This window comes from Seonamhaeicola sp. MEBiC01930 (assembly GCF_045277075.1).
Taxonomy (GTDB): Bacteria; Bacteroidota; Bacteroidia; order Flavobacteriales; family Flavobacteriaceae; genus Seonamhaeicola.
On record NZ_CP104270.1, the window covers coordinates 640,137 to 663,403 of the forward strand.

13 protein-coding genes are annotated in these 23,267 nt (G+C 34.0%); 9 read left to right on the forward strand and 4 right to left on the reverse strand.

Annotated elements, in window-relative coordinates; all coding sequences use genetic code 11:
• The first annotated feature begins 64 nt into the window (after nucleotides 1–64).
• From N1F78_RS02845 to N1F78_RS02860, 4 genes are read left to right on the forward strand one after another with little or no spacing between them, the layout of a single operon-like run.
• Complete coding sequence (locus tag N1F78_RS02845) at nucleotides 65–2,170, forward strand: bifunctional aldolase/short-chain dehydrogenase (RefSeq protein WP_406684683.1); 2,106 nt, start codon at nucleotides 65–67, stop codon at nucleotides 2,168–2,170.
• 42 nt (nucleotides 2,171–2,212) lie between these two features.
• Nucleotides 2,213–3,493 carry a sugar isomerase gene (locus tag N1F78_RS02850; protein ID WP_406684684.1) on the forward strand — a complete coding sequence of 427 codons (1,281 nt, stop codon included), beginning with the start codon at nucleotides 2,213–2,215 and terminating at the stop codon, nucleotides 3,491–3,493.
• A gap of 9 nt (nucleotides 3,494–3,502) precedes the next feature.
• Entirely contained in the window at nucleotides 3,503–4,876 is a 1,374-nt protein-coding gene (locus tag N1F78_RS02855) for an FGGY-family carbohydrate kinase (protein ID WP_406684685.1), read from the forward strand.
• A 24-nt stretch (nucleotides 4,877–4,900) separates the two neighbouring features.
• Entirely contained in the window at nucleotides 4,901–6,304 is a 1,404-nt protein-coding gene (locus N1F78_RS02860) for a purine-cytosine permease family protein (protein WP_406684686.1), read from the forward strand.
• Between the two features lie 86 nt (nucleotides 6,305–6,390).
• Here the strand turns inward: N1F78_RS02860 and N1F78_RS02865 are convergent, their stop codons facing one another.
• From N1F78_RS02865 to N1F78_RS02880, 4 genes are all read right to left on the reverse strand, one after another.
• Complete coding sequence (locus N1F78_RS02865; protein ID WP_406684687.1) at nucleotides 6,391–7,464, reverse strand: glycoside hydrolase family 105 protein; 1,074 nt, start codon at nucleotides 7,462–7,464, stop codon at nucleotides 6,391–6,393.
• Between the two features lie 19 nt (nucleotides 7,465–7,483).
• Nucleotides 7,484–8,683 (reverse strand): Gfo/Idh/MocA family protein, encoded by a 1,200-nt coding sequence (locus N1F78_RS02870; RefSeq protein WP_406684688.1) that lies wholly within the window; start codon nucleotides 8,681–8,683, stop codon nucleotides 7,484–7,486.
• A gap of 75 nt (nucleotides 8,684–8,758) precedes the next feature.
• Nucleotides 8,759–10,105, reverse strand: coding sequence for a Gfo/Idh/MocA family protein (locus N1F78_RS02875; RefSeq protein WP_406684689.1), 1,347 nt, complete (start codon nucleotides 10,103–10,105; stop codon nucleotides 8,759–8,761).
• A 2-nt stretch (nucleotides 10,106–10,107) separates the two neighbouring features.
• Nucleotides 10,108–11,502 carry a DUF1080 domain-containing protein gene (locus N1F78_RS02880; RefSeq protein WP_406684690.1) on the reverse strand — a complete coding sequence of 465 codons (1,395 nt, stop codon included), beginning with the start codon at nucleotides 11,500–11,502 and terminating at the stop codon, nucleotides 10,108–10,110.
• A 409-nt stretch (nucleotides 11,503–11,911) separates the two neighbouring features.
• Here N1F78_RS02880 and N1F78_RS02885 point away from each other — a divergent pair, with 409 nt between their 5' ends.
• The 5 genes from N1F78_RS02885 to N1F78_RS02905 all read left to right on the forward strand — a co-directional run bounded on the left by N1F78_RS02885 (nucleotide 11,912) and on the right by N1F78_RS02905 (nucleotide 23,154).
• Nucleotides 11,912–14,716 (forward strand): triple tyrosine motif-containing protein, encoded by a 2,805-nt coding sequence (locus N1F78_RS02885; protein ID WP_406684691.1) that lies wholly within the window; start codon nucleotides 11,912–11,914, stop codon nucleotides 14,714–14,716.
• A gap of 247 nt (nucleotides 14,717–14,963) precedes the next feature.
• Nucleotides 14,964–17,963: a SusC/RagA family TonB-linked outer membrane protein gene (locus N1F78_RS02890; RefSeq protein ID WP_406684692.1), complete on the forward strand. Its 3,000-nt coding sequence runs from the start codon at nucleotides 14,964–14,966 to the stop codon at nucleotides 17,961–17,963.
• Nucleotides 17,964–17,973: 10 nt separating this feature from the next.
• The gene (locus N1F78_RS02895; protein ID WP_406684693.1) at nucleotides 17,974–19,458 is read left to right on the forward strand and encodes a RagB/SusD family nutrient uptake outer membrane protein; all 1,485 of its coding nucleotides are present in this window, start codon (nucleotides 17,974–17,976) and stop codon (nucleotides 19,456–19,458) included.
• A gap of 19 nt (nucleotides 19,459–19,477) precedes the next feature.
• Nucleotides 19,478–21,493 carry a hypothetical protein gene (locus tag N1F78_RS02900; RefSeq protein WP_406684694.1) on the forward strand — a complete coding sequence of 672 codons (2,016 nt, stop codon included), beginning with the start codon at nucleotides 19,478–19,480 and terminating at the stop codon, nucleotides 21,491–21,493.
• Between the two features lie 26 nt (nucleotides 21,494–21,519).
• A complete protein-coding gene (locus N1F78_RS02905) occupies nucleotides 21,520–23,154 on the forward strand; it encodes a family 16 glycosylhydrolase (protein WP_406684695.1) in 1,635 nt (544 codons plus the stop codon).
• Nucleotides 23,155–23,267 lie beyond the last annotated feature (113 nt).

Genomic DNA, 23,267 nt, shown 5'->3' on the forward strand with positions numbered 1-23,267 from the left:
CAGTACAGTACAGGATACATAAATTTTCTAGTTAAATTATATTCGTAACATAACTTTATAATCCATGAGCACAGAAACTAAAAACTTTAAATATGTAGATTACCTATGGGATGATGCCAAAGCTGAATCTTTAGGCAATAATCAAATTGAATTATTCTTATACCGTTCTAATATTTTAGGAGCCGATTTAAGAATAACTAATTATGGAGGTGGCAATACCAGTTGCAAAACGGTAGAAACAGACCCACTAACCAATGAAGAGGTAGAAATTATGTGGGTTAAAGGTTCTGGGGGAGATATTGGTACTTTAACACGTTCTGGAATAGCAGGATTATACACCAAAAGATTAAGAAACTTAAAAAATATTTATGGTGGGATAGAAGATGAAGACAGAATGGTTGGACTTTTTAATCATTGTATCTACGACTTAGATAGTAAAGCACCATCAATAGACACACCGCTTCACGGGTTATTACCGTTTGCACATATAGATCATTTACACCCTGATGCACTAATAGCAGTTGCTGCTGCTGAAGATAGTGAAAAAGTTACCAAAGAAATTTGGGGAGACACTATGGGATGGGTACCTTGGCAACGTCCTGGTTTTGATTTGGGATTGCAATTGGAAAAATGTTTAAATGACAACCCTGGAATAAGAGGTATTGTTTTAGGTAGTCACGGATTATTTACTTGGGGAGATACCTCGTATGAATGCTATATGAATAGTTTAGAAGTTATTGAAATGGCTTCTGAATATATTGACAAAAAAACAAAACAAAAAGGCATTGTATTTGGTGGTCAAAAAATAGAAAGTTTACAAGCTGAAGAACGCAAAGAAAAAGCTGCTCAAATAATGCCTTTATTAAGAGGTTTATGCTCTTCTGAAAACCGAATGATTGGCCACTTTTCAGATGATAATGTTGTCTTAGAATTCATAAACAGTAATGATTTAGAACGTCTAGCACCAATGGGTACATCGTGTCCAGACCATTTCTTGAGAACTAAAATTCAACCATTAGTTTTACAATTAGATAAGAATGATGATTTATCAAATCGCGAAGCCGTTTTAAAACAACTAGAACCTGCTTTTGAAACTTATAGAAACGAATACGCAAATTATTACAATACTTGTAAAAAAGATAACAGTCCTTCAATGCGCGACCCAAATCCTGTTATCATTATATATCCAGGAATTGGCATGTTTAGTTTTGCTAAAAACAAACAAACAACACGTGTTGCTAGTGAGTTTTACATAAACGCAATTAATGTGATGCGAGGTGCTGAAGCTATTTCAGCATACACCTCTTTACCAAGACAAGAGGCTTTTGATATTGAGTATTGGCTACTTGAAGAAGCTAAATTACAACGTATGCCAAAAGAAAAACCACTATCTAGAAAAGTAGCATTAGTTACAGGCGCTGGTGGAGGTATTGGTAAAGCAATTGCCGATAAATTAGCTGAAGAAGGTGCTAATATAGTTTTAGCAGATATTGCAGAAGATAGACTTATTGAAGCTAATACCACATACAAACGAGACGTTTCAACGTATGCCGTTTGTGATGTTACGAATACTGAATCTATAACTTCGGCCTTTAAAAAGGCTTGTTTAGAATTTGGAGGTGTAGACATTATTGTTCATAGTGCAGGTTTAGCTATTTCTAAACCAATTGAAGAGACTACAGAAAAAGACTGGAACATTTTACAAAATGTACTAGTAAAAGGGCAATTTGAATTGGCTAAACAAGGTGTTGAAGTGATGCGCAAACAAAGTTTAGGTGGAGATTTTATATGCATAGCCAGTAAAAACGGCTTAGTTGCTGGCCCTAATAATGTGGCCTATGGTACTGCAAAGGCAGCGCAACAACATATGTCTCGCTTATTGGCAGCAGAATTAGCAAAAGATAAAGTAAGAGTAAATACGGTAAATCCAGATGGCGTTATTGTGGGTAGTAAAATTTGGGAAGGCGCTTGGGCTGAAGGTAGAGCAAAGGCAAATGGTATTACTGTAGAAGAATTACCAGCCTTTTATGCTAAAAGAAATCTTTTAAATGAAATTATAACCCCAAATGATATTGCAAACGGCGTATTCTCTTTAGTTGGAATACTTGATAAATCAACGGGAAACATAATAAATGTTGATGGAGGAATGGCTAATGCATTCGTTAGATAAAAAACTTATCTTGTAACAGCTGTTTCTAATAAAACTGTATGTATGAAAATCTCAAAAGAACAAATAAAAGACTCTAATCAAGCCTACCAATCTGACCATGATGAAAGGTTTGACTTTTTAAGTAATCAATTATCAAAGAAAGGGCATAATATTGATAAGCTAGTAGAGAAGTTATCCAATTTTCAAGTAGCCATCCCAAGTTGGGCATTAGGTGCTGGAGGCACTCGTTTTGGTAGATTTTCATTTTATGGCCAGCCTTCTAGTTTGGAGCAAAAAATAGAAGACATTGGTGTTTTACATGCCCTAACTCAAACCGCCGGAGCAGTTTCACTTCATATACCCTGGGATGTTCCTAAAGATTATAGCACTATAAAAGAATTGGCTTCATCATTAAACATTAAGTTTGATGCTGTAAACTCTAACACTTTTCAGGATCAGAAAAACGCAAAAGAAAGCTATAAATACGGCTCTTTAAGTAATACTAGTAAGGCAGTAAGAGAACAGGCTATTCAACACAATCTAGACGTTATTAACATTGGCAACAAATTGGGCTCTAAAAGTTTAACCGTTTGGTTAGCTGACGGCTCATCATTTCCCGGACAAAACAATTTTCAAACTGCTTTTAGTAACACTCAAGATAGTTTAAAAGAAATTTACAAAGAGCTTCCTAACGATTGGAAAATGCTCATTGAGTACAAACCTTACGAACCTAATTTTTACAGCACCGTAATTCAAGATTGGGGCACATCTTTTATGTTAGCTAATGAATGTGGGGATAAAGCATTTTCTCTTGTAGACCTTGGACATCACCTGCCTAACACCAACATAGAACAAATTGTCTCTATTTTGATGTTGAAAGGAAAACTTGGTGGTTTCCATTTTAATGACAGTAAATATGGTGATGATGATTTAACCGTTGGAAGTATAAAACCATATGCTTTATTCTTAATTTTCAATGAACTGGTTTATGGTATACAAAACAATCCACAAAACCCTGATTTAGCGTGGATGATTGATGCTAGTCATAACGTAAAAGACCCTCTAGAAGATTTAATACAGTCTTTAGAAGCCATACAAGAAGCTTATGCAAAAGCTTTACTTATCGATCAAGAAAAACTAAAAGCAGCTCAACTAAATAATGATGTAACCCTTTGTCAAGACATCTTACAAAATGCATACAGAACAGATGTTAGACCATTACTTGAAAAAGCAAGAATAAACAATGGAGGCTCTTTAAACCCTATTGATGCTTACAGAACTTTAAATGTAAGAAATACACTTATAAAAGAAAGAGGAAAGCATACCATAGCAACAGGCTTATAATTAAATAATATGGCATTAAAGGTTACCGCTGTTTTTGATATTGGAAAAACGAATAAAAAATTCTTTTTGTTTGATAAAGACTTTAAAGAAGTCTATAAAGAATATATTTTATTTGATGAAATTACTGATGAAGATGGCCACCCTACAGAAAATCTTCCTGCTTTACAAAAATGGTTAAAAAGTGTCTTCAACAAAATTCTAGAAACTAAAGAATATAACGTTGAGGCTATCAATTTTTCTAGTTATGGCGCTAGTTTGGTTCATTTAGATGAAAACGGCACACCTATCACACCTCTTTACAATTACACAAAACCTTTAGATGAAGCATTGGTTAGCCTTTTTTTAGAACAATATGGTCCTAAAGATGAATTTCTAAAAATTACGGGGTGTTCTGATTTAAGCATGCTGAATTCTGGATTACAATTATACTGGTTAAAACATAGCAAACCAGAAGTGTTTAAAAAGATAAAGTACTCACTACATTTACCTCAATATTTGAGTTATATTTTTACAGGTATTCCTGTGAGTGAATATACCAGTATTGGTTGCCATACTGCTTTGTGGGACTATCAGAAAAAAGATTATCATTCTTGGGTATATCAAGAAGAACTTCATAAAATATTACCTCCAATAGTTTCTACTGAAACAAGCATTAATATGAATTATAATGGCAAACGCATTAAAATTGGAGTGGGCATTCACGATAGTTCCTCTGCTTTACTGCCTTATGTAAGAAGCATAAATAAAAAATTTGTTTTAGTATCTACTGGTACCTGGAGCATTAGTTTAAACCCGTTTACAGATTTTCCTATTTCAACTGAAAATAATGAATCTGATAGCATTAATTATATGCGAATTAATGGAAAACATGTAAAAGCCGAACGTCTATTCTTGGGCAATGAATACAAAATTCAGGTGAAAAACCTAACAGAATATTTTGGTGCTTCACCTGGCTATCATAGATCTGTAAAATTTGACTTTGATACATTTTTTGATATCAATAAAAATTTTAAATACTGTTTTAAATGGGACAGTATAATCGATAAAAACATGCCCAATGAAACCACTATAGCGTATAATACTTTTGAATATGCCTATCATCAATTAATGATTGAACTTGTTCAACTCCAAATTAAAAGTATAAAAAAGGCTATAGGCAATGACAAAATCACTAGAGTTTACATTGATGGTGGATTTACTGACAACGACCTTTTCATCAAACTATTATCGCACAATTTAAGGGACAAAAAACTAAGAACAACAGATGCTTCTTTAGGATCAGCATTAGGAGCCGCCATTGCAATTTCTGACAAAAAATTGAATTCAAAATTTTTAAAGAACAACTATGCTCTTAAAAAACATGTACCTTTTATAATAAAATAATCCAACTAGCTAAAGCAATACAACATGAGTGATACTAAACATATTGAAAACACATCATCGAATGAGTTTGAGAGGCAACCAGTACCAAACTCCAAGTTAAAGAGTTGGAAAAGCTTTTTAGGTATGTATGCCGGCGAACATGCTGCTGGCACTGAATTTATGATAGGCCCGCTGTTTTTAACAGCGGGTGTTAGTGCTTTCGATTTAATTATTGGTTTACTATTAGGAAATTTTTTAGCAGTTTTAAGCTGGCGCTTTTTAACGGCTAAAATAGCTGTTGAAAATAGGTTGACACTCTATTATCAGTTAGAAAAAATATGTGGTGAAAAATTGGTAACAGGCTATAATTTTGCAAATGGTATTCTATTTTGCTTTTTAGCGGGCTCTATGATTACCGTTTCTGCAACTGCTGTTGGTGTTCCTTTTGATATGCCCATGCCCAAACTTACCGATACAATGCCCAATGGCATTACTTGGGTAGTTATTGTTCTTATTATAGGAGCTGTTATTTCTATTATAGCTGCAAGAGGTTACGATACAGTATCTAAAGCTGCTAATTGGATGTCACCAATAATTGTAGTTGCCTTTATTGCTTGCGGTATAGTTGCTCTTAAACAGTTGAATGTATCTAGTTTTTCAGATTTTTGGAATATTTGGGGAGAAGGCTCAGAGCCATTTCCTGGTCAAATAAAATATACTTTTTGGCATGTGGTTTTATGGTCTTGGTTTTGTAATGGCGCTATGCATATTGGTATGTCTGATTTATCTGTGTTTAGATTTGCTAAAAAAGCAAGTTCAGGATGGACAACCGCTGCGGGCATGTATGTAGGTCATTATATGGCGTGGATAGCTGCTGCCCTATTGTATGCCGTTTATTTAAAATCTCCTGAAGCATTAACCTTCTTAAGCAATGGAGAAGCACCTCCAGTAGCTCCTGGACCATTAGCACATAACGCGATTGGGCTTTTTGGAATTATTGCTGTTATTCTAGCAGGATGGACAACCGCTAACCCAACCATTTATAGAGCTGGTTTGGCTTTTCAAGCCATTATACCAAAAGTATCTACCTTTTGGGTAACTATCATTGCGGGAACTGTAGCCACCATTGCTGGATTATTCCCTGCCTTTGCCATGAAACTGTTAGGCTTTGTGGCGTTATATGGTTTTATTTTATCACCATTTGGAGCTATTATTGTGTTTGAACATTTCTTACATAAAAAAGCTGGGATTATTAAAAATTATGCTGAAGCTACCAATAGCAATTTCAACAAATCTGTGTTGTTAGCGTGGGCTATAAGCTTTGGATTATTCTATTTTATCTCTATTAAATTTGATGTATTCTTATCCTTTGTGACACTTCCTACTTGGGTGCTTTGCGGAATATTATTTCTTGTTTTTAGTAGATATTTTCAGAGAAAGAAGACTTAACATTATTAAACTAGAGCCGACCTAACATATTTTTAAAATCTAAAAACAATTAATTCGCATAGGAATAGGATAAAACATTACTATTGTTATTTGTTATTTTGCAAACGTATCATTGCTGTAGCAGCCCAAAGAACAGCTGCTTGACCATGAAAATTACCCGGTCTTTTTGGTCTTGTGAGATAATGTTTTTTATTATTTTTTGCATTAGTCCCAACACAAACATTTTCGGTTTCACCATCTTCATTAACATAGCTAGCTAAAGCATTCCATCCTTTTTCAATACAATGTCTATATTTTCCCATAGGTAACCAACCCTTGTGAACCCCTGAAGCAAGTCCATACAAAAACATTCCTGTACATGATGATTCAACATAGCTTTTAGAATCATTTATTAGTTGATGCCACATTCCATTTGGGTCTTGATATTTAAGCAATGTATTCATCATGCTTTGAAAGGCCTTTAAAATGTCAGAATAATATTCATGGTCTTTAGGCAATACCAATAATAACTCAGTTAATGCAGCAACTGCCCAACCATTACCTCGTCCCCAGAAAAATGGGGCATCATCACGGTGATGAAATAACCCGTTTGGTTTTTGAAGGTTATCACAATATGTTTTTAATTGTAAAGCGGCTCTATCAATATAAACTTTATCTTTAGTAGCTCTATAGGCTTGTACCTGTAAAGCCCCAACCATATACATATCATCAATCCAGAAACGGGTTAAATTGGTTAAACCGTCTTCTCTTGGGTTTTCCCATTCAGTATCTGCCAATTCTTTGGCAAGATTCAAGTATTTTTTATCGCCATATTGACGATACAGTTCAAAAGGCCAAATTCCAAACACATTATAATCTACATGTCCAGAATGTGGCTTACGGATACCATTGTAAAAAGGAGCGTATCCTTTTTTAAACATATTGCTTATGCTTTTATCATTAATGGCATACGCAAAAATTAAACCTCCGTAATAAGAACAAACCTTTTGATATCTCCAACCAAAACGTCTGTCAACAATATTAGAAATTATACTTTTACCAACTGTTTCGGGAGATATTTCTAATTGTATTTCTTTAGAAATATTGTTTTGAGCATGGGTGTATAATGAAACTGTGCTAGTAAAAATAAAGGCAAAGAAAACAATTAGTTTAATTTTCATATTATTAACTTAACACATGCTAGCCAATAATATTAAATTCTGGTTTCCAATGCACTATTGACTCATTATACATAGCATCTAACCCCATTTGTACACAAACAGCTGCATTAGCACCAGTAACAACATCAGAATCGGGTCTTTTATTATTTAGAACGTTATCCCTAAAATCTATTAAAGCCTGTTTACTTGGTTCAATATGATCTACCACAATTGGAATTCCCTTTCCATGTTCATTAAGTATTGTAGCGCCAGAAACCCCATCCACTTCTCCTAATTCCTTTTTCAATTTCCCTTCTGGAAAAAACCAAGCTTTGCCATAACTTAAAGTTATAGTTCCCTTATCACCGTGAACTTTTATTTGATAATCGTCTTTAGAATTTGCTGTCAAGCAGGTATATTTTGCTTTAACACCTTCTGGGTAATCATAAATAAGGTGTATATTATCATAGGTTTCTCTTCCATCTTTCCAGTAATCAACGCCTCCAAAACCAGTAACTTTATTTGGAGTAGCATCTAAAACCCAGTTGGCAAAATCTAATTGGTGCGAACATAATTCGGCTAATAAACCTCCTGAAAATTCTCTATACATCCTCCAGTTTATAGATTTTTCCAATTCTGGACTTGGAACAGATCGCCTCCAATTCCCATTTCTATTCCACTGACAGTCAAAAGACTGTATTTTTCCAACCTTACCACTTTTTATTAAATCAACTACATGGGTATATAATCTAGAACTATGATATTGATGCCCTGTTTGAAATACCTTTTTAGAGCCATTTACCTTTTTCACAAGTTTATTAATGCCTTCATAGCCTTTGGCCATTGTTTTTTCGCAATACACGTGTTTTCCTGCATCTAAAGCATCAATTGCAATTTGAGAATGTGTATTAAACGGTGTGGCTACCAAAACGGCATCAATACTTTTATCATCTAGCAGCTCTCTATAATCACTAAACCCTTTTACATTAGGATTCATAACTTTTTTTAACCCTTTATCTAAACGAAAAGAAAGAATATCAGAACAAGCAACAACATTAAAGTTTTCTATACTATTTATATTAGGTATTAAACCTTGTCCTCTATCTCCTGTTCCAATAACACCTATATTCAAAACTTTTCTAGCTTTATTTGAACCTATAATATTAGTTGCGGCATATGTAGAAGTAGCTATTCCTGCAGTTACCAAACCACTTTTTATTACAAAATCTCTTCTTTTCATTTAGTCATTTTTATTAATAAATAATCACCTTTAAAGATATACTTTAAAGGTGATTAAGAAAATTATTATTAGAAATTATACAGACTTAATTTCCCAACCAGGTTCATAAGTTCTAGACCATAACTTCATAGCTTCTCTATTAAAAATACGCCCTGTATTTTCATCAACTTCAAAAGCGTCATCAATTCTAGAGGCAATATTAGCATAATGTGTTAAAAGCTGACTTATTACTCCTTGCTCTATAGGTGATGTTAAAGGAGCTTTTCCCCTAATGGCATCAAAAAAGTTTAAAGTATGTGCCGTAGAGAGTTTACCACCGCCCCCTAAAGTATTTCCAGATTCAATTCCAGGAACAATATTTTCCTTAATCAGCTCATTTTTTTGGTTAAATAATTTATAGCCATCTCTATCAATAAACACACATCCTTTAGAACCATATATAATTGTCCCTCTACCAGCGCCAAACTTTTTATAACCATTTCTACTTTGTCCGTCCCATTTAATTCTTCTATTTCCAGAAAACTCAAAAGTAGCTTGCATGGTATCATACATTTCCCAGCCATCATCTTTATAATGGAATTTTCCAGCATCCACATCAACACGCTCTGGGAATTTCACATCTAATGCCCAACGAGCTATATCTAATTCATGTGTTGCATTATTTCCCATTTCAGCTGTTCCATAATCCCAACCGTACCAGTGCCAATTATAATTCCAAGTGTCATCTGTATACTCTCGCCTTGGTGCTGGTCCTTGAAAAAGATCCCAATCTAATCCTTCTGGAGGAGCTGTTTTAGTTTGATGAGGAACGGGTCCTCTCCTACTAGTATAAAAAGCAGTTGCTTCATATACATCACCAATTATACCGTTATGGATATCTTTTATTATTTCTTGAGATTGTAAGGACGAACGTTGCTGATTCCCCATTTGTACCATCCTATCATATTTCTGTTGATAAGCCACTAAAAGCTCTCCTTCTCTCGGGTTATGACTACATGGTTTTTCTAAATACACATGCTTCCCTGCTTGCATAGCCATACAGGCACCTGGTGCATGCCAGTGATCTGGTGTAGCCATAAATATGGCATCAACATTCTTATCATTTATTACATTGCGAATATCATTCTCCAAAATCGGTTTATTTCTTAAAACTTCAGAAACAACACCTGCTGCCTTATCTCTTTGGCTTTTCATTACATCACATAGATAAAGTAACTCTACATTACTCTTTTTAGAAGCAATAGCTCCTAAATACGCTTGATATCTACGACCTAAACCCTGAATCGCAACATTTATACGGTCATTTGCTCCAATAATTTTAGAATAACTCTTTGCACTCATTGCATTTAAATTACTTGAAATTGCAATACCTGCCGCCCCTGCCGTGGCTTTCTTTATAAAACTTCTTCTATCTGTACTCATAATTATTCTTTTGCTGTTTTTGTTATTGATCGGATTTTTACATTTCTAAATGAAACAAGGTCTCCATGATCTTGTAAAAGTATTTGACCTTTTTCCAACTCACCAAAATCATGCCACTTAACATATTTACTTTCTGAAACCAACTTCCTGTATTCTGGACTTTTTCTTTCATATTCCAGAACTTTAACTCCATTTAACCAATGTTCTATATGATTGTTAATAGATTTAATGTAGGCAGTATTCCATTCTCCTATAGGGTTTATCGGTTTATTAACATCAGCTTGGATTAAATCGTACAATGACGACACCGTTCTACTTCCTTCATGGTTTCCTTTTTTAGCATCTGGATGCAAAGCATCATCCAATATTTGATATTCTAAACCAATGGAAGACCCAGGACCCTTGTTAATTTCTGTATCAACATAATATTTAATTCCGCTATTAGCACCTGGAGTTAATTTAAAATCAACTTTCAATTCAAAATCACCAAACAAAGATTTTGTAACAATATCTCCACCGGCTCTAGATTCAGCTCCACCAGAAGACAATACTGATAAAACCCCATCTTCTATCACCCATCCTTTTTCAGGAAAAGCGTCTAATTTTGCACCTTTCCAGCCTTTAGTTGTTTTACCATCCCAAAGTAGTTCCCATCCTTTTTTGGCCTCATCAATTGTTAGATTATTTTTTGTCACTATAGGATTTAAAGGAGATTTAGTTGTGTATTTCTCTAAACTATCGGTTAGAATTCGAATATTCTTCCAAATAATATTTGTACCCTCTTTTTGATGATCTTTAATACTATGTACTTGCAGACCTATAAAGCCTTCAGCTGTCTTATCATCAATTAAATATGAGGCGGGCACTCCATTGACCCAAGTTTTGATTGTGTCTGAAATAGCCTCAATTCTATAATGATTCCAATCGTTTTGTTTAAAAGCTTTTTTAGCTTCCTCGTTTCCTTCCAATGGATTTAACCAACCTCTTCTAGCTTCATCATAAATACCACCACTCCATGCTCTATCTGATGGATCTATTTCTACTTGATAACCATGTACTCTTCCATTCATATAATTTTCAAAACTATTACTTCTAATTTGAATACCAGAATTCATTGTTGAATCTACTTTATAGTCTAATTCCAATATGAAATCACCATACATGTTATCAGATCTCAGAAAAGTATTTGGAGTATTTTTCACAGTTACACCAACTATAGCACCATTTTCAACTTTATAATTAGCATTACCACCAATTTTAGACCAACCATTTAAGGTTTTCCCATCAAATAAATCAACCCAGGGAATAGAATCTTTTTTCACATTGGAACATCCTAATAAACTTGCTACCACTAAAAAAGTTAATACTATTCTTAGCTTATTAATTTTTGTATTCATATAAATTTAATTTATTCTTATCCATCTTTGAATTCCAAAACTAGCCTTTTCGTATATTATTAACATGGATTTTTTAGTCAAAAACATGGTCAAAACTAAAAAGGCAACGCGTCATTAAAAATAAACACTTCTTATTGAAACTTAACCAAACCTTTTACATTTTTTATAGTCTCCATACCCCATTTTCTTTTCTATTACTTTAAATAGATTATATAATTTGGATTTGAAACCAAATCTAATAAACAGTGTTTAATAAAATTAATCATTTAACTTTTTAATAAGGTTTACCATATAAAATTTCAATAAAACACCAATACAGTGACATTACAAGTAGTAATAATTATATTATATTTAAAGTATTTGCACTATATTGTTACCACAACAACCTATGTTATTACCAACTAACAAAATGAAAGCATATTATTGTATCATACTATTCTTATTGAATATATCTCTTCAACATGGTCAAGAAACACCTCCAATTGCTACTTACCCTCCTGAAATTTATGGTGCAGACAATCAAAACTGGTCTATAGCTCAAACAGACAATAATTTTATTTATGTAGCCAACAACAAGGGTTTACTGGAATATAACGGAGAAACATGGCAGCTATATGAATCTCCAAATGGTAAAACCAGATCTGTAAATGTTATTGACAATATTGTCTATACGGGCAGTTATAGAGAGTTTGGTTATTGGGCAAATAATACACTTGGCACTAAAAACTATCATTCAATATCTCAAGAATTAAATATTCAATTTTTAGAAGATGAAGAATTTTGGAATATTATTTCAGTTGACGATTGGGTTTTATTTCAATCCTTAAAGCGAATATACGCATGGAATAAAACCAATGACTCTTATTTTACTATCAAGTCTGATTCTGTTATTTATAAAATTTTTAAAATAAAAGAAACTATATATTTTCAAAGTGTAAAAGAGGGATTGTTTAAAATAGAAAATGGTAAATCTAAATTAGTTAGTGACAATACCATTTTTAAAAACAACTACCTTGTAAACCTGTTTAGCTTTAATAATGAAATCTTAGCTCAAACTGAAGAAAACGGATTTTATATTTTGAATTCCAAGAATGAATTAAATAAGTGGATGATTCCTGCTAATGAACTTCTATCCGAGTTAAGCATATACCGAAGCTCTAGGTTACAGGATGGTAGCTATGTTTTAGGAACTAGATCTAATGGCATAATTCATTTATCCCATGAAGGAGAATTAAAATACGTTTTAAATGTATCAAATGGCTTATTAAATAATAGCATACATGATGTTTTTGAGGATGCTGAAAACAATATTTGGCTAGCCTTGGAAAACGGCCTTAATTGTGTTAATATTAATTCTCCTTTTTCTATTTATCATGACAAAGAAGGGCAATTAGGAACTGTTTACGCATCAACAATACATAAAGGACTACTTTACTTAGGCACTAACCAAGGGTTGTTTTACAAACCACTTAACTCCAAAGTATTTAAATTAAAATTCATTAAAGGAACCGAAGGTCCGGTCTGGTCTTTGTTTAACTACCAGAACACATTATTTTGTGGACACAACCTAGGCACATTTATAATTAACAACGGAAGCATAGATAAAAAAATTGAAATTAATGGCACATGGAAATTAACCTCTAGTTTAAAAAATCCCAATATTTTAGTACAAGGAAATTATGATGGCTTAAGTGTTCTAGAAAACAAAAATGGTAATTGGTTTTTAAGAAACACCATAGACGGCTTCAAAGTCTCTAGTCGATTTTTTGAAATTCAAGACAACAAGATTTTTGTAAATCATGAAAACAAAGGCGTTTTTAAGATTGCAATTAACGAAGATTTTACCAAAGCCATCTCAGTAACAAAAGAACCTTCTATTGATAAAGGAGACTATTCTAGTTTAGTAAAATACAATAACAACATTCTTTATTCTTATAAAGAAGGTATTTACAAATATAGGCCCAATGAAAAACATTTTATTAAAGACACTATAATTAGTGAATTATTTAAAAAACTTGAGTTTACATCAGGGAAATTAATAATAAACAATAATAACGGTAATTTATGGTGCTTTTCTAAAAACAAACTAAACTATATCTCACCAGGAAAATTGAGTTCAGACCTTAAAATAAATAGTATCCCTTTTCCAGAAACATTACCCCATGCACTAACAGGATATGAAAACATTTCGAAATTAAGTGACAACAAATTTTTAATTGGAACTTCTGGAGGGTTTATAATTTTAGATTTAGACAAACCAAGAAACTCTTCATATGATATTTCTATAAACTCCATTATACTAAGTGACATTAAAAACAACAAAATCAACTTACTAGAAATAAATAAGGACGGTAATTTCATAAACACACACAACAATATAGAATTTAATTTCTGCGTACCCGAATACAATAAATATTTAAATACAGAATATCAATATCAATTAAAAGGCTTTTACCCAAATTGGAGTGAATGGTCTAAAACTCCAAAAATCTTTTTCAAAAATCTACCACATGGCACATATGAATTCAATGTAAGAGCCAAAATAGGCAATAACCTATCAGCAAATGTAAGTCATTACAAATTTACAATAGCAAAGCCTTGGTATTTATCCAATATCATGATAATAGCTTACAGCATTGGAGCCATTCTACTTGTATTTATAACACATAGTTTTTACAAACGCTATTATAAAAATCAAAGAGAAAATCTCATGCGTAAAACAGCTCGTGAATTAGAGCTAAAAGAGCTAGAAAACAGACAACAGCTTATGCGCTTCAACAATGAAAAATTAAGACAAGATATAGATAACAAGAGTAGAGAATTAGGAATTTCTACCATGAGCATCATCAAAAAAAATGAGCTTTTAAGCTCAATTAAAAAAGAACTGCAAAATATAAAAGATGCCAGCCAACTTAAAAGTGTTATCAACATTATTGATAAGAACCTCAACAATACGGATGATTGGAATTTATTTGAAGAAGCATTTAATAATGCAGACAAGGACTTCCTTAAAAAAATTAAAAGCCTACATCCTGAATTAACAACAAATGATTTAAGGCTTTGCACTTATTTACGGTTAAATTTATCTTCAAAAGAGATTGCTCCTTTGCTTAATATCTCACCAAGAAGTGTTGAAGTGAAACGCTACAGGTTAAGAAAAAAGATGAAATTAGCCCATGAATCCAGTCTCACAGACTACATACTGGAGATATAAACACCTTAACATAAACTATACACACCTATACAACACCCAAACAATAAGTGAAAAATAGTCACTGTTATTAAAATAAATATCAGACGATAATCTAAGTAAAAACAAGAGCTAAGAAGTCTTTATATCTTTTTTTTAGAATTGTATGTTTTTTGTAGTGGCACAAAATATTCATACAACATCTATTTACAATAAATTTACATTAAACTAAAACTAAACTAATATGAGACACACGTTCTTAAAAATTCTAATGCTCTTTTTTGTCGCGCATTTAGGCGCTCAAGAAATTGAAGTTAGTGGTATTGTAAATGACAATACTGGTTTTCCTATACCAGGTGTAAATGTTATTGTAAAAAACACATCTAAAGGTGCAGTTACCGATTTTGATGGAAATTTTAATATTTCTGGAGTTCAAAAAGGGGCTACTTTAGTATTTAGTTATATAGGATATGTAACTAAAGAAGTAGTAGTAAACAAAAGCAACCTTACTATTGAGTTGGAAGAAGACCTAGCCAAACTCGATGAGGTAGTTGTTATTGGTTACGGTACACAAACTAAAAAAGAAATAACTGGTGCTGTATCTGTAGTTGGAGCTCAAACAATTGAAAAACTTAAGCCAACTCGGATTGAACAAGCCCTACAAGGTCAAGTAGCTGGTGTAAACATCACAACAAACTCAGGTTCTCCCGGAGGAGGTTCTACAATAAGTATTAGAGGGGTATCTACCAATGGTGATAGTAGACCATTAATTCTTGTTGACGGCAACGTTGTTGAAGATTTAAGTGTTATAAATCCCAATGACATTGAAAGCATGAACATTCTTAAGGATGCGACAGCTGGTATATACGGTGTAAGAGCTGCAAATGGTGTTATTTTAATTACCACTAAAACCGGTAGAAGAGCAATGCCTTTAACCATTGAGTATAATGCTTATGCGGGATTTCAACAAACTACACGAGAAATACCAGTTCTTAATGCTTCAGAATATGGAGCAATAGTTAATGAAGGATATGCAGCAGCAGGAAGCACACCTCCTTTTTCAGATTTATCAATTTTAGGAATTGGAACGGACTGGCAAAATGAAGTTTTTGAATCCGCCCCTATTTTTAACCATAACATTACGTTTAGAGGGGGTGGTGAAAATTCAGCTTACTCATATAGCTCTTCTTTTTTAACTCAAGATGGTATTGTTGGAGGGAAAAAATCAAATTTTTCTCGTTTCACAAATGCCGCTACCTATAAACTAGACTTTTTAGAAAACTTTAAATTCAAGTCAGGTCTTACTTTAACCAGAACTAAAAAGAACAACTTACCAGAAAGTGCCTTAGGCTCTGTTTTATTCAACGCTCTTAACATGGCACCAAATATTCCTGTAAGAGATGAAAACGGAGAATACTCTTTAGCCGACGGTTTAGGCGGAGAAGTAATAAATCCGCTGGCTCAAATGGCCAATACCTACAGCAACAACAGTGTAATGAAGCTTAATGGTTTTGCAGGTTTGTCATATAGCTTTTTAGATCACTTTACAGCTGAAGCAAACTTTCAATTTAATTATGCCGAAGTTGAAAATTACTCATTTGACCCCATAGACTATTACGGTGTAGGAAAGGTTTTCAATACACTTACAAGTGGTGTATTTGAAGGGTTTAATATCTTTAGAGATTATACATTCGATGGTTTTATTAAATACGAAAACACATTTAATGACACTCATAAATTAAATGTTATTTTGGGTACTTCTGTTTTTAGAACAACGGGCGTTTTCTCTGGAAGAACAGGAAGAAACATAATTGATAACGACCCCGCAAATGCTAGTGTGGCACTTGCTTTAGAATCAGAAGATATTTATGAAGAACGTGGTAGCAACCCAAAATTTGACGGCAGATTATTATCTTATTTTACTAGACTTCAGTACGATTACAAAGGTAAATATTTATTATCTGCTGTAGTACGTAGAGATGGTTCTACAAGGTTTGGCCCTGGAAATAAGTTTGGTTATTTCCCATCAGGTTCTTTGGGATGGGTAGTATCAGATGAAGAGTTTATGAGCAATAGCAACTTCTTTGATTTATTAAAATTCAGAGGTTCTTATGGTGTTTTAGGAAATGACAGAATTGGCGATTATCGATTTGTTTCATTACTAACTGGAGAAGGTACTTACTTCTTTGGTGGTAATGATGCTGAAAATCAAGTCTTTGGAAAAGCTTCCGGAGGTATTGCTAACCCTGAAATTAGATGGGAAAAGCAAAAAACTCTGGATATTGGGGTAGATATGCGTATTCTTAACAATAAAGTAGACATTACAGCTGATTACTTTAAAAGAAGAACTGAAGATTTATTAGTATCTCCGCAAGTTTCAGGTTTACTTGGAACAGGAGCTTCACCAGTTGTGAATGCTGGTGTTGTAGAAAATACAGGTATTGAATTTGCAATTGGATATTCTGACACTATAGGTAAAGAATTTAAATTTAACATTAATTACAACGTAACCGGAATTAAAAATGAGGTAATTTCTGTAAGTGGTGAAGGAGAATTTCTTGAAGGTGGCGGATTTGGTATATCCCAACCGGCAATTTCTAGAATGGAAGCTGGTTTCCCTTTAGGTTATTTTGTGGGTTATGAAACGGATGGCATATTTCAAACACAAGATGAGGTAAACAATTCTCCAGTATCCGAATTAGGTGCTCAACCAGGAGATTTTAAATTTATTGACCAAAACGGCGATGGAGTTATTGATTTAGATGACCGTACAGACCTGGGTAACCCTCTACCCGATGCCACGATGGGTCTTAACATATCATTTGATTATAAACAATTTGACTTTTCTGCATATGCCTTTGCCTCTGTAGGAAATGAAATAGTACGTAATTACGAAAGAAACCAACAATTAGTAAATAAACCATTATGGTATTTAGATAGATGGACAGGACCTGGCTCTACTAATGAAGCGCCCAGACAGACCATTGGAACAAATCCAAACACCTTGTTTTCCGACTTTTATGTTGAAGATGGTTCTTTTGTTCGTTTACAAAACATCCAGTTAGGATATACTTTTTCAAATGAAGAACGTGAAAACCCAGTATTCGATAAATTTAGAGTATACGTGTCAGCAAGTAATTTGTTTACACTAACAGAATATAGTGGTTATGACCCTACAGCCGGAACAGGCGCTCCAATAGGAGGAGGAATAGACCAGGGTATTTACCCTAGTGCTAAGACATTTTTATTAGGTATTAATGTAAAATTTTAAAAAAGAAAAAATGAAAAATTTTAAATATATATATATCCTTCTAACGTCTCTTATCATAGTTTCCTGTAGCGATGATTTCGTAGATGTTGCATCAGAAGATGAAAACTCTGAAGACTATTTTAATTCAGAGTCAGATTACCAACTTGCACTAGTTGCAGCATATGACTATTTACAAACAACAGCAAAATTTTATCAATTTGCAGAAATAGCGTCAGACAACACTTTATGTGGAGGAGAAAGCGCAACGGATTCACCTTACTTACAACAAATTGATGACATGATTCATTCTGCAGTAGGACAAAATGATGGAGGATTGAGAACCATGTGGCAATGGATGTATGAAGCCGTAAATCGTTGTAATTACATTATGGAATTTCAAGACAAAACCGAATTTGCAAATAAAACAAGTGTTATTGCACAAACAAGGTTTTTAAGAGCCTATTACAACTTTATTTTAGTAAAGTGGTGGGGAGCAGTGCCAATGCTAGTTGACGAACGCATTCAATTTGGTGATCAATTTTCTATTGACAGAACACCTGCAGCTGAAGTATATGCTTTAATTGAAGCTGACTTAACCTTTGCAATTGCTAATTTACCATATATACAAAACGAAACAGGTAGAGTTACTAAAGGAGCTGCTCAAGGACTTTTAGGTAGAGTTTATTTGTATCAAGATAAATTTACCGAATCTGCAGCAGTACTAGAAGATTTAATCAACAATGGACCTCACCGATTATTAACCTCTATAGAATACCCCAATATGTTTGAACGCGATTGGGAAAACAATATTGAATCTGTTTTTGAGGTTCAGTATTCTGATGTAGAAGGTGGAAGTTTTGATTGTTTTCAATGTCTCGAAGGAAATTATTCCGTTTATTTTAATGGCCCAAGAGGGTTTATAGATTCTACCGGAAAATTTGATGCTGGTTATAGTTTTAATGTGCCAACTCAAGAAGTAGTTGATGCGTTTGAAGATGGGGACTTACGCTATGAAACATCTATTTTAGACATAGAACAGTATATTGCCGATAACCCAGGATCATCTTACCTCGAAACTGCTGGCTATGAACAAACCGGTTATTTTAACAGAAAATACATAGCACGAAAAGGAGATTTGAACATTGGTGATGCAGCTTTAACAAATCCAGATAATTATAGAGCCATAAGGTTTGCTGACGTATTATTAATGGCTGCTGAAGCTTTAAACAGAGGTAGTATAAGTGACACCAGAGCTTTAACTTATTTAAATATGATAAGAACAAGAGCTATGTTACCAGAATTAGATTTAACTGGTAACAATCTAACAGAAGCCATTTATCAAGAAAGACGTGTAGAACTAGTTGGTGAAGGTCATAGATTCTTTGATTTAGTTAGAACAGGTAGAGCTGCCCAAGAGATTGATGGTTTTGTTGCTGGTAAACATGAATTATTTCCAATTCCAATTGAAGAAATCAATTTATCAGGAAATCGCTGGGAACAAAATCCGGGTTATTAAAAAATAAAAAATGATGAATATGAAAACATTAAAATATATATATGCTTTTAGCATGGCCTTTTTATTATTATTTAGCTGTGTTGAAGATGATAACGATTTGACCTTCATAGAAGAAGTTGTTGCTCCAAGTAACGTTTCTGCTCAATTTCAAATAACCCAAGACAATTCAGGGTTAGTTACTATAACACCTAACTCAGTTGGTGCTGTTTCATACAACATAACTCCAGGAGACGGTTCAGATGCTGTAGAAATAAAACAGGGAGAAAATTTTGAAAACACATACCAAGAAGGCACGTATTCTGTACAAATTGAAGCTATTGGTATTACTGGACTTTCAACATTTGCAACTCAAGATTTGACAGTATCTTTTAAAGCGCCAGAAAACCTAGAAGTTTCGGCAGAAATTGATGCATCAAATCCGTTTATATTAAACGTAACAGCAACTGCTGATTTTGCTGCTTCTTTTTTAGTATATTTTGATACTTCGAATCCGGACGAAGAACCAACTCCCTTAGCAATAGGAGAAACGGCAAGTTTTGAATATGCAAATGTTGGTGATTACTCAATTAAAGTTGTTGCCCTAAGTGGTGGTGTAGAAACCACTGAAGTAACTCAAGACATAACCATTGCAGCACCAACGGAATTACCAATAGACTTTGAAGTATTTGACGCGAACACCTTTCAAGGTTTTGGAGGAGCAAGTAATGCAGTGATAGACAACCCAGACACAAACGGAAATATATCTGGTAAAGTAGGTGAAATTATTAAAGGGGCAGGTGAAACTTGGGCTGGAAATGTCATTACATTGTCATCACCAATAGATTTATCTACTAAAAAAGCTATCACTTTAGATGTATGGTCACCTAGACCAGGTGGTAAAATGTTATTAAAATTAGAAAACCTTGATGACGGAAATATTTTTTACGAAACAGAGGCCACACTATCTGGTAATAACGCTTGGGAATCAGCAACATTTGATTTAAGCGCCATAGACACAGGAAACACTTATCAAAAAATAGTAGTATTCTTTGACTTTGGAGTTATAGGAGATGGTAGCGCAGATTGGACTTTTTACATTGATAACATTAAACAAGATTTAATATCAGCAGGACCAAGTGTTACACCTTTAACATTTGAAACACCTTATTCTCTTAGTTCGTTTGATGGTGGTGATATTTCTGTAATTGCAAACCCTGACACTAATGGCAATCCATCTAGCATGGTAGCTCAAATGGTTAAAGGAGCAGGACAAACTTGGGGTGGCTCTAAAATAACTATTGACGAACCTTTTACCCTTAGTAGTTCAGAAACAATTACAGTAAAAGTTTGGTCACCAAGAGCTGGATTAAACCTACTAATGAAATTTGAAGACGCAGTACCATGGCCTGATGTTTCTGCTACGGCTGAAATAACAGCTACGACCACTGTTGCTAATGCCTGGGAAGAACTTACATTTACCTTCCCTTCAATTGATACCTCAATAGACTGGTACAATATGGTACTTATAATGGATAATGGTGTAGAAGGTGATGGATCAGCAAATTATACAATTTACTTAGATGATTTTTCTACTACACCAACTTTAGATTTTGAACCAGAATTTGAATTAAGCTCTTTTGATGGTGGTGCAATTTCTGTGGTATCAAACCCTGATACTAATGGCAACCCATCTAGCATGGTAGCAGAAATGGTAAAAAATGCTGGACAAACCTGGGGAGGATCTAAAATTACAGTTCCTGAGCCATTTGAATTATCCAACGGTTCTAGAGTAACTGCTAAGGTATGGTCTCCAAGATCTGGTTTAAACCTATTAATAAAATTTGAAGATAATGTTCCTTGGCCAGATGTTACTGCAACAGCAGAAATCACAGCAACTACAACCGTTGCAAATGCTTGGGAAGAACTCACATTTGATTTCCCTACAGTTGATGCAGCCATTGAATGGTATAATCTAGTACTAATCATGGATAATGGTGTAGAAGGTGATGGATCAGCAAATTACACCATATACATTGATGATATTGATATTAACTAAAAGTCAAAAATTGTAAAACAAACATTATGAAAAATTTAAAATATTATTTAGGAGTTTTTATATTGATGGCTTTGATTTTCAATAGCTGTCAAGAAGATGACTATGCATTGGGGGCCATTATTGCGCCTTCTAACCTAACAATAACCACCACTTATATAGATGAAGGTGTAGCTTCTGCTGCTCCTGGTTTAGGAAGTGGTTTGGTGAACTTTTCTGCAACTGCAGATAATGCCTTATCATTTCATTTTATTATTCAAGAACAAACAAAACTGCAAGAATCTGGAATTGTATCACACAACTTTACAGAGTTAGGTGTTAACACGTATTTGGTTACCGCCATTGCCTTTGGAACTGGAGGTTCTTCAACTAGTCAAACTATTGAAGTTGAAGTTCTAGCACTATACGAACCACCAGCAGATTTATCAGAAATGCTTCACGGAAACTCTGAAAAAACATGGAGAATTAAAGCCGAATCAAAACCTCATTTTGGTTTAGGACCTCCAGATGGATTTATACCTGGTGAATGGTATTCAGCAGAACCATTTGAAAAAGCTACGGTAGGAATGTATGACGATAGATATATTTTTAATGCTGATGGCACTTTCACGCACATTACAGATAACACGAATGATGACCCAACCAATGATCCGTCAGGAACTGTATTTGGTAGAGTTAATTTAATTGATGAGCTTGGAGGCTCTGGAGGAGAAGAAGACGGAGCTGATATTCTTAATCTTCCATACAATGATTACACAGCTCAATGGACATTAACTGCTCCTAATGATATGGAAACATTAACACTATCAGGAACAGGTTTCTTAGGGTATTATATAGGCGGTAATCATGAATACCAAATCATTGAACGCTCAGCTAATGAAATGATAGTAAAATCTGTTGATGGCAATGGAGAATTTGGTTGGTGGTTTACATTAACTACCCTAGAGGAAGGTGCTTCAAATGATTTTGAAACATCATACACTAATCTTGTTTGGGAAGATGAGTTTGATACCAATGGCGCTCCTAACCCAGCCAATTGGACTTATGATATAGGTACCGGAACAAACGGATGGGGTAACAATGAAGTGCAAAGCTATACAAGTGACGCTGAAAATGTTATAGTAGAAGATGGCTTGCTTAAAATAACCGCAAAATCTGATGGCGGCGGAGGCTATACATCTGCAAGAATTAAAAGCCAAGGACTTCAAAGCTTCACCTATGGAAGAATAGATGTTAGAGCAAAACTACCTACAGCACAAGGTACTTGGCCAGCAATCTGGATGCTTGGTTCAAATTTCCCAACCGTAGGATGGCCAACAAGTGGGGAAATTGACATTATGGAACAAACAGGACAAGATAAAAATACTGTTCTGGGTACTGTACACTGGTTTGATAATGGTACTGCGAGCTTTGGCGAAACTACACCATTGGCAGATTCAGGTAGCGAATTTCATATTTATTCATTAGACTGGTCTGCTGACAAAATGTACATTCTTGTAGACAACGTTCCGTTTTTTGAATTTAATAACAATGAAACTTTACCATTTAATGCAGACTTCTTTTTCATACTAAACATTGCCATGGGCGGCACATTAGGTGGAGACATAGATCCTGCATTTACTGAAGACACTATGGAAATAGACTATGTAAGAGTCTATCAATAGGTTAATTATAGTTGACTTTAAAGGCCAGTTTCATTTTTTAATCTGGCCTTTTTAACCTCACCTTATACATCTCTTTCATTAAAAATTCAATTCAGAGATGTTTAAGTAACAAT